The sequence below is a fragment of the Actinoplanes sp. NPDC026619 genome, assembly GCF_040638295.1.
Taxonomy (GTDB): Bacteria; Actinomycetota; Actinomycetes; order Mycobacteriales; family Micromonosporaceae; genus Actinoplanes.
Genome location: NZ_JBEZYA010000016.1, coordinates 1 through 8,449, shown reverse-complemented (window position 1 = coordinate 8,449; position 8,449 = coordinate 1). Strand labels below are relative to the sequence as shown.

At 70.3% G+C, this 8,449-nt stretch carries 10 protein-coding genes; 4 read left to right on the top strand and 6 right to left on the bottom strand.

The genetic code is table 11. From position 1 onward, the window contains the following. Positions 1 to 76 precede the first annotated feature (76 nt). The 5 genes from AB0E90_RS30550 to AB0E90_RS30530 form a co-directional block, all read right to left on the bottom strand. The gene (locus AB0E90_RS30550) at positions 77 to 295 is read right to left on the bottom strand and encodes an MbtH family protein (protein ID WP_360413423.1); all 219 of its coding nucleotides are present in this window, start codon (positions 293 to 295) and stop codon (positions 77 to 79) included. Then, the gene (locus AB0E90_RS30545; RefSeq protein ID WP_360413420.1) at positions 292 to 1,794 is read right to left on the bottom strand and encodes a tryptophan 7-halogenase; all 1,503 of its coding nucleotides are present in this window, start codon (positions 1,792 to 1,794) and stop codon (positions 292 to 294) included. The genes AB0E90_RS30550 and AB0E90_RS30545 overlap by 4 nt, the downstream gene beginning before the upstream one ends. Continuing rightward, the gene (locus AB0E90_RS30540; RefSeq protein ID WP_360413417.1) at positions 1,791 to 2,024 is read right to left on the bottom strand and encodes a phosphopantetheine-binding protein; all 234 of its coding nucleotides are present in this window, start codon (positions 2,022 to 2,024) and stop codon (positions 1,791 to 1,793) included. Before AB0E90_RS30540 ends, AB0E90_RS30545 begins: the two co-directional genes overlap by 4 nt. A gap of 73 nt (positions 2,025 to 2,097) precedes the next feature. Next, entirely contained in the window at positions 2,098 to 2,670 is a 573-nt protein-coding gene (locus AB0E90_RS30535) for a GNAT family N-acetyltransferase (protein ID WP_360413414.1), read from the bottom strand. A gap of 15 nt (positions 2,671 to 2,685) precedes the next feature. Next, on the bottom strand, positions 2,686 to 3,717 hold the full coding sequence (locus tag AB0E90_RS30530) for an ABC transporter substrate-binding protein (RefSeq protein ID WP_360413411.1): 1,032 nt from the start codon (positions 3,715 to 3,717) through the stop codon (positions 2,686 to 2,688). 119 nt (positions 3,718 to 3,836) lie between these two features. On the opposite strand from AB0E90_RS30530, the gene AB0E90_RS30525 reads away from it, so the two are divergent. The 4 genes from AB0E90_RS30525 to AB0E90_RS30510 all read left to right on the top strand — a co-directional run bounded on the left by AB0E90_RS30525 (position 3,837) and on the right by AB0E90_RS30510 (position 7,645). After that, positions 3,837 to 4,871 carry an iron ABC transporter permease gene (locus tag AB0E90_RS30525; RefSeq protein ID WP_360413408.1) on the top strand — a complete coding sequence of 345 codons (1,035 nt, stop codon included), beginning with the start codon at positions 3,837 to 3,839 and terminating at the stop codon, positions 4,869 to 4,871. Continuing rightward, positions 4,868 to 5,920: an iron chelate uptake ABC transporter family permease subunit gene (locus AB0E90_RS30520; RefSeq protein WP_360413405.1), complete on the top strand. Its 1,053-nt coding sequence runs from the start codon at positions 4,868 to 4,870 to the stop codon at positions 5,918 to 5,920. Before AB0E90_RS30525 ends, AB0E90_RS30520 begins: the two co-directional genes overlap by 4 nt. Continuing rightward, the gene (locus AB0E90_RS30515) at positions 5,917 to 6,873 is read left to right on the top strand and encodes an ABC transporter ATP-binding protein (RefSeq protein WP_360413402.1); all 957 of its coding nucleotides are present in this window, start codon (positions 5,917 to 5,919) and stop codon (positions 6,871 to 6,873) included. Before AB0E90_RS30520 ends, AB0E90_RS30515 begins: the two co-directional genes overlap by 4 nt. Before the next feature lie 145 nt (positions 6,874 to 7,018). Beyond that, positions 7,019 to 7,645, top strand: coding sequence for a GntR family transcriptional regulator (locus tag AB0E90_RS30510; RefSeq protein WP_360413399.1), 627 nt, complete (start codon positions 7,019 to 7,021; stop codon positions 7,643 to 7,645). Here the strand turns inward: AB0E90_RS30510 and AB0E90_RS30505 are convergent. Continuing rightward, a complete protein-coding gene (locus AB0E90_RS30505) occupies positions 7,642 to 8,301 on the bottom strand; it encodes a response regulator transcription factor (RefSeq protein WP_360413396.1) in 660 nt (219 codons plus the stop codon). The genes AB0E90_RS30510 and AB0E90_RS30505 overlap by 4 nt on opposite strands. Positions 8,302 to 8,449 lie beyond the last annotated feature (148 nt).

Sequence of the window (8,449 nt, the reverse complement as noted above, 5' to 3'; positions counted from 1 at the left end):
TGTCGTACTCCGTTTTGTGCAGGGTGGTCCACCGCCGCGTCACATCGGCGCGGCGGTGGAGCACGAGGGTCGGCGATCAGCCGGCGGAAGCGTCCATCTGGGCGATCAGCGACTTGGGCCGCATGTCGGTCCAGCTCTTCTCGACGTAGTCGAGGCAGGCGGCCCGGCCGTCCTCACCGAACGCCACCGTCCAGCCCGCCGGCACGTCGGCGAAGGCCGGCCACAGCGAGTGCTGTCCCTCGTCGTTGACCAGCACGAAGTACCGGCCCTCCTCGTCCTCGAACGGGTTGGTCATTTCGCCTCCTCTGCCGCGACCCAGGACAGGCCGTCACCGGCGGGAACCAGGCCGCCCTCGAGGAGCGGCAGCTCCCGAGCGGACGCGCCCTGCACCCCGCGCACCTGGATGTTGTTCATCTCCTGCATGACCTCCCGCACCACCGGCGTGCCGAACAGGTGGTGCATCCGCTCGCCGGATTCGGTCTGCATGCTGCCGGTGCGCTCGACCGCGTCGGCGAGCGCGCCGGACGACTCCCGGAACTCGCCGACCAGCTGGTCGGCGTTGGTGAACGCCTGCTCGCCGGAGTGCACGCCGCCGACGAGGCTGACGAACGCCTCCAGGTCGGTGGCGTTGAAGTTGGTGACCTTGCGGGCCTTCCAGAAGTACGACTCCTCGTTGCTCTGCATGTCGTAGAACGCGGAGAGGAACTCGTAGAAGACCCGGTACTCCCGGCGGTAACGCCCCTCGAACTCCTCGAACACGCGGTCCTCGGGGAGGGAGCCGTCGAGCACGCTGTTGATCGACCGGGCGGCGAGCAGACCGGCGTACGTCGCGAGGTGCACGCCGGTGGAGAAGACCGGGTCGATGAAGCAGGCGGCGTCGCCGACCAGCACCATGCCGGGCCGGTGGAACGTCGAGTTGGTGTACGAGTAGTCCTTGCGGGTGCGGATCTCGCCGTAGGTGCCCTCGGTGACCCGGGTCGCGTCGGACAGGAAGCCCTTGACGATCTCGCACCGGTCGACGAAGCCGAGCAGCGCCTGCTCCTGGTCGCCCTGCAGCTTGGCCGCGTGCTCCCGGGAGATGACGGCGCCGACGCTGGTCAGCGTGTCGGACAGCGGGATGTACCACATCCAGCCCTCGTCGAAGGCGGCGCAGAGGATGTTGCCGGAGTCCGGCGCCGGCAGCCGCTTGCCGCCCTCGAAGTAGCCGAACAGCGCGATGTTCTGGAAGAAGTCCGAGTAGATCCGCGAACCGCCGACACCCTGGTGGATGCGGCTGCGGTTGCCGGACGCGTCGACCACGAAGGTCGCCTGGATCTCATGGAGAACGCCATCGGCGGAGGTGTAGCGCACGCCCCGCACCCGTTCGTCATCGCCGATGACCTCAGTGACAGAACTGTTCTCGCGAACATCTACCCCGCAGGCCGCGGCGTTGCGCAACAGGATCTCGTCGAACTTCATCCGCTCGACCTGGTAGGCGTACGAGGTCGGGCCGGAGAGCTCCGGAGCGACCGCGAAGAGGAAGTTCCACGGGACCGGGTTGGTGCCCCAGCGGAAGCTGCCGCCCCGCTTCACCATGAACGACGCTTCCTCGAGCTGCGCAGTGACGCCGAGCATCCGCCCGATGCCGTGCACCGTGGACGGCAGCAGCGACTCACCGATCTGGTACCGCGGGAAGGTCTCCTTCTCCAGCAGCACGACCCGGTGCCCGCGCTTGGCGAGCAGGGTGGCCGCGGTGGACCCACCCGGGCCGCCGCCGACCACGACGACGTCGACATTCTCGATGTTGGCGCTCAACGCTTCCCCTCCAGCAGGTGGAACCAGGCGGCGACCGTCGGGTCCTGGGCCAGGTCGAGGTAACCGGCCTCGAAGCCGGCCTCCCGCCACCGGGTGGCGAGGCTCATCAGCCGGATCGAGTCGAGTCCGAGATCGATCAGGTTGTCGTCGTCGGCGAAGCTGCCCGGCTCCTCGGCCAGCACCTCGGCGACGTCACTGCGGAGACGTTCGAGGCTCAGGGGTGCGGTCATGTGTCGGCATTCCTTAGGTCGCTCGTGTTAGGTAAGGCTTACCTTACGATTTCGCGTGAGTAAAGACGTCTTCTCACCCGCCGGGGGAAATTTCGTAAAAGAGCAGGGCAGCGTGCTTGTGACCAAGATCGCGTATGCCGAGGAACTGAAAACCGGCGCCGCAGAACATGCGGCGGGCGATCTGGTGCCGCTCATCCGGATCGGCAAACACCTTGCGTACGCGCGGATCCGCGACCGCCAGCCCATCAGCGACCGCGCGCACCAGCCGACGGCCGAGTCCTTGACCGGTCCGGCCCAGCTCCCCGATCGCCAGGTGGATCCCCAGGTCGTACGGGTCGGCCCGGTATTGACGGCCGACCACGTCTCGAGGCGTGCGGTAGATCTCGACGTACGCCATCGGCTTTCGCTCGAAAGAGACGACGCACGGCCGTGAGAAGTCCCCCGCCAGCTGTTCTTCCAGAACGGCGGACCAGCGCGACGGCGGCCACGCCTGCTCCCAGAACAGCGCGACATGCGGCTCGTTCATCCACTCGCTGATCAGCGGCGCATCGGCCCCGGACGCCACCCGCAGCGACCACGGCGGCGAAAGGACGGGCACAGGCGGAGGCCCCGCCGCGACCACCGCCGCGGCGAGACCCGCCGTCACCTCACGCGTGGACACTCAGACGGCTGCCTTGGCCGCGGTGGAGATGTCCGGGATCACGTTGTCGATGAGGTACTGCACCGACAGCGGCGTCGGGGTGCGCAGCGCCGAGAACTGCGTCGCGCTCAACGCCTTGTACGAGCCGCGCTTGACCGAGGCGAGCCCCTTGAACAGCGCGTTTCCCTCGAGCGTGGGCTGCAGCGACGGCTCGGCGTAGTAGATCAGCGTGACGTTGGAGTCGAGCACGCCGACCTTCTCCAGGCTCAGCTGCACGGCGAACTCGTCGCCCTTGAGCGCTGCCACGGGCGGCGCCAGCTTCATGCCGAAGTCGTTGAGCATCTTCACGCCGGCGTCCTTGTCGGAGCGCAGCACGCCGATCGAGCCGGCCTCCCACATCTGGCTGAGCGTGAACTCCTTGCCGACCAGCGCCGGGTTGTCGGCCTTGGCCTTCGCGACCTTGGCCTCGATGTCCGCGGTGACCTGGGTGGCCTTGGCGTCCTGGCCGACCGCCTTGGCGACCTGCTTCAGCGTCGACTGCCAAGGATCTTCAAAGGCGCCAGTCGTCTCGTACGCCGTGGTCGGCGCGAGCTTCGACAACTTGGCGTACTCGTCGTCGATGTAGTAATCGCCGCCGGCCAGGATCAGGTCGGGCGCGAGCGCCGCGATCTTCTCCACGTCGAACCCGGTGTCGCCCGCGGTGAGCACGGTCGGCTTGCTGGTCAGCAGCGGCTTGGCCCAGTCGGTGACGCCACCGTCGCCGGAGGACTCGGCCACGCCGACCGGCTGCACGCCGAGCACCAGCAGGGCGTCGAGGTCGGCGTCGGAGAGCGCCACGATCCGCTGCGGGGCGGCCTTGACCTCGGCGGTGCCGAGCTTGTGCGTCAGGGTGACCGGGAAGCTGGCCGCGGCCGCCGTCGAGGCGCCCGGCGACGCGGTGTCGTCGGCGTCGCCGCCACAGCCGCTGAGGGCAGCGAGCCCGGCGGTGAGGGCGAGTCCGGCCGCCAGGACACGGCGGGTGGCGGACGAGGGAAACAACATATAGGACCTCACGATCGCAAAGTTAGGTTAGGCTAAGCTAAGCGACGCCGTGATTCGAAGGCAAGGCGGGGTCCGTGTTTTGGTAAGGCTAACCTTCCATAGGATTCGGGCAATGAAACGGAAGGAAAAAGATGGTGGCCAGTACGGGGTTCGCCCGGCGCGCACCGGTCACCCGTAGCCGGTTGTCGGCCTTGATTGCCCTGGTGGTGGCGGTTCTCCTGGCCGTCGTGCTGAGTCTCGCGCTGGGCGCTCAGACATTGAGCCCGGCCGAAATTTGGCACGCCGTCGTCGCGCCCGACCCGGCCTCGCCGGCGACCGCGATCGTCCGAGATCTTCGTCTCCCCCGGACCATCCTCGGCGTCCTGGTCGGACTCGCGCTCGGTGCGGCCGGCGCCCTCATGCAGGGGCACACCCGCAACCCGCTCGCCGACCCCGGACTGCTCGGCATCTCGGCCGGCGCCTCGTTCGCGGTGGTGATCGGCATCCAGTTCGGGGTGACCGCGCTGACCGGCTACATCTGGTTCGCGTTCGCCGGCGCCCTGCTCGCCAGTCTCGCCGTCTTCGGCATCGCGGCCGGCGGCCGGGGCGGGCCCACGCCGGTCACCCTCGCCCTGGCCGGGATGGCGATCAGCGCCCTGCTCAGCTCGTTCACCCAGTCGATGCTGATCTCCGACGACTCCAGCCTCAACGTCTTCCGCTTCTGGGTGGTCGGCTCGCTCTCCGGCCGCGGCACCGACGTGGCCGTCCAGGTCGCCCCGTTCATCGCGGCCGGCCTGCTCCTGGCCCTGGCCAACGCCCCCGCCCTCAACGCCCTCGGCCTCGGCGAGGACGTGGCCCGCGCGCTCGGCCAGCGGGTGGCGCTCGCCCGCACGCTCGGTGTGACCGCCGTCGTGCTGCTGGCCGGCGCCGCCACCGCGGCCTGCGGCCCGATCGCCTTCCTCGGCCTGATCGTCCCGCACGCGGCCCGCGCCCTGACCGGCCCCGACCACCGCTGGCTGATCCCCTGCTCGGCCCTGGCCGGCGCGGCGACGCTGCTGGTCGCCGACGTCATCGGCCGCCTCGTGCTGCGCCCGGCGGAGCTGCAGACCGGCATCGTCCTGGCCGCGGTCGGCGCCCCGTTCTTCATCATCCTGGTCCGCCGCCGCGCCGGGGTGGTGAAGCTGTGACCGCGACCCTTGTCCGGCCCCCGGGTCGCCGGCCGGTCTCGGCCGGGCCGGTCGGCGGGACCGTCTCGGTGCGATCCATCGCGGTCGGGCTCGCCGGGCTGGCCGCGACGGCCGCGATCGTCGTGTTCAGCATCAGCCACGGCAGCTTCACCATCGCGCCCGGCGACGTCGTCGACACGCTGCTCGGCGGCGGCACCGCGGCACAGAAACTCATCGTGCTCGACCTGCGCCTGCCCCGGATCCTCACCGCCCTGCTCGTCGGGGCGGCCCTCGCGGTCTCCGGCGCGCTCACCCAGACCTTCGCCCGCAACCCCCTCGCCAGCCCCGACGTGCTCGGCGTGACCAACGGCGCGTCGCTCGGCGCGGTCGCAGTCATCGTGCTCGGCGGCACCTCGGTCATCGGGGTGCCGCTCGCCGCCCTCGCCGGTGGCCTGGTCACCGCCACGATCGTCTACCTGCTCGCCTGGCGGCGCGGGGTGGACGGTTACCGGCTCGTCCTGATCGGCATCGGGGTCGGCGAGATCGTCTCCGGCGGGGTCTCCTGGTTCCTGGTGCGGGCCGAGATCCTCGACGCGACCCGGGCCACCATCTGGCTCAACGGCTCGGTCGCCGGCGCCGGGTGGGAACAGGTCCGGCCACTGTCGATCGCCCTCGCGGTGCTGCTGCCCCTGGCAGTGGCCACCGCGTTCACCCTGCAGGCGCTGCAGTTCGACGACGACGTGGCGCGGGCTCTCGGCGTACGGCTGCAATTGGCGCAAGCCGCCGTCGTGCTGGTCGCAGTCGCCCTCGCGGCCGCGGCGGTCTCCGCCGCCGGCCCGATCGAGTTCGTCGCGTTCGTCGTCCCGCAGATCGCTCTCCGCCTGTGCGGCGGCTCCCGGCCGCCGCTGATCGTCTCGGCCGTGCTCGGCGCCCTGCTCGTCTCCGGCGCCGACCTGGTCGCCCGCGTCGCCCTGCCCGCCCGCGAGCTGCCGGTCGGCCTGGTCACCGCGATCGTCGGCGCCCCCTACCTGCTCTGGCTCCTGGTCCGCACCAACCGGAGAACCACATGACCCGCACGCAGCCACCCTTCCCGGCCGAGCCGGCCGACGTCGCAGCAGCCGCCCCAACCGCGCAAGCCGCCGGCACGCAGGCCCACGCCGCCAGCGCGCGAGGCTCCGCCGCCGAAACGGCCGAGACCGCCGCTGCGGAGCGAGGCGAGCCCGCCAGCCGGCTGCAGGCGCGTGGGCTGCAGCTCGGCTATGGCGAGAACATCGTCGTCGACGGGCTCGACCTGGACATTCCGCACGGCGTGGTGACCGCCGTCGTCGGGCCCAACGGCTGCGGCAAGTCGACTCTGCTGCGGGCGCTCGGCCGGCTGCTCAAACCGCGCGCCGGTGAGGTGCTGCTCGACGGCTCGCGGATCGACCGGATGCCGACCCGGGAGGTTGCCCGGATCATCGGGATGCTGCCGCAGTCGCCGGTCGCGCCGGACGGCCTCACCGTCGCCGACCTGGTGATGCGTGGCCGGCACCCGCATCAGACCTGGTTCCGGCAGTGGTCGCCGGCCGACCAGCGGATCGTCACCGAGGCCCTCGAGTGGACCGACATGCGCGACCTCGCCGACCGGCCGGTCGAGGCGCTCTCCGGCGGTCAGCGGCAGCGCGCCTGGATCTCGATGGCGCTCGCCCAGGGCACCGAGGTGCTGCTGCTCGACGAGCCGACCACCTACCTCGACCTGGCCCACCAGATCGACGTGCTCGACCTGGTGCGGAAGCTGCACCTCGAACGCGGCCGCACGATCGTGATGGTGCTGCACGACCTCAACCTGGCCGCCCGCTACGCCGATCACGTCGTCGCGATGCGGGACGGGAAGATCGTCGCGCAGGGGCCACCGGCCGAGGTCTTCACCGTCGAACTGCTCGCCGACGTGTTCGGCCTCTCCGCTCTGGTGGTGCCCGACCCGGCCACCGGAACACCCCTCGTCGTGCCGCTGCCAAGACACGGTGCCGCACCGCTGCTATGACACGGTGGCGTGCCACCGCCAAGACACGGTGTCATGACACGGTGGCGTGCCACTGCCGAGACACGGTTGAGTATCCTGGGCGCGACGCCGAGCGCAGGGACGACGAATACCGATGGTGGCTGAGCGCGACGGGGATCGCCGGCACGTGAGCGACGCGCTCCGCGAGGCGATCCTGCGGGGTGAGTTCCTGCCCGGCGAACGCCTGGTCGAGGCACAGCTGATGACCCGGTTCGCGGCGAGCCGGTTCAACGTGCGGGCCGCGCTGACCGACCTGTCCGCCGAGGGCCTGGTCGAGGTGCAGCGCAACCGCGGCGCCCAGGTCCGCAAGGTGTCGCTCGACGAGGCGGTCGAGATCACCGAGGTGCGCATGGTGGTCGAGGGCCTGATCGCGGCGCGGGCGGCCGACCGGGTCGAGCCCGACCAGGCCTCCGAGCTCGACGAGATCGGCCTGCTGATGCGGCGCGCGGTCGAGGCGGGCGAATACCGTCGTTACAGCGATCTCAACTCCCGGCTGCACGCGCTGATCCGGCAGATCGCCGGCCACCGCACGGCCGACCGCATCGTCGGCACGCTGCGCGGCCAGCTGGTGCGCCACCAGTTCGTGCTGTCGCTGCTTCCGGGCCGGCCGCAGACGTCGCTGCCCCAGCACGAGCGGATCATCGCGGCGATCCGCGACCGCGACCCCAAGGTGGCCGAGGAAGCGATGCGCGAGCACATCGCGAGCGTGATCGACGCGCTGCGCGCGATCGACCAGCTCGGCGGCCCGGCTTAGGCACCTGCTCTGACCAGGCCACATTCATAAGAGAAGATCACCGCCTGTACGCGGTCGCGCAGCCCGAGCTTGGCCAGGACGCGACTGACGTGACCCTTGACCGTCCCCTCGGTGAGGAACAGCCGGCCGGCGATCTCCGCGTTGGACAACCCCCAGGCGATCAGCTCGAGCACCTCGCGCTCCCGCTCGGTGAGCACACGCAGCTCGGCCTCGGTGCGCGGCAGCGGGTCACCGGCGGCGCCGATGTGGCGTTCGATCAGCCGCCGGGTGACCGACGGCGCGACGATCGCGTCGCCCCGGGCCACCGCCCGGATCCCCGACAACAGGTCGGCGGCCAGGGTGTCCTTGAGCAGGAAACCACCGGCCCCGGCGCGGAGCGCGGCATAGACGTACTCATCAAGATCGAAGGTGGTGAGGACGAGGATGCGGGGCCCGTCCGGAAGGGCCGCGCGGATACGGCGGGTGGCTTCCAGACCGTCGACCTCGGGCATCCGGATGTCCATCAGGATCACGTCGGGCGCGGTCCGCACGGCCAGGTCGGTGGCCGCGGCGCCGTCGTCGGCCTCCCCGACGACGATCATGTCCTCGTCGTTCTCGAGGGTCGAAATAGCCGCTTTACTACAACGGTGCTCCCTGGCCGGCCCGGCGCCAACCAACGCGTCCCGTCGCCTTCCGCATCCAGACTTGACCATGATCACGCGCACGGATTTGCCGAGAACAGTGCACGGGTATATCCAAACACATGAATATAAAAGCTATAGCTGACGCGTCTGTCCAAGAATTCTTAGCTGCCGATGAGAGCGC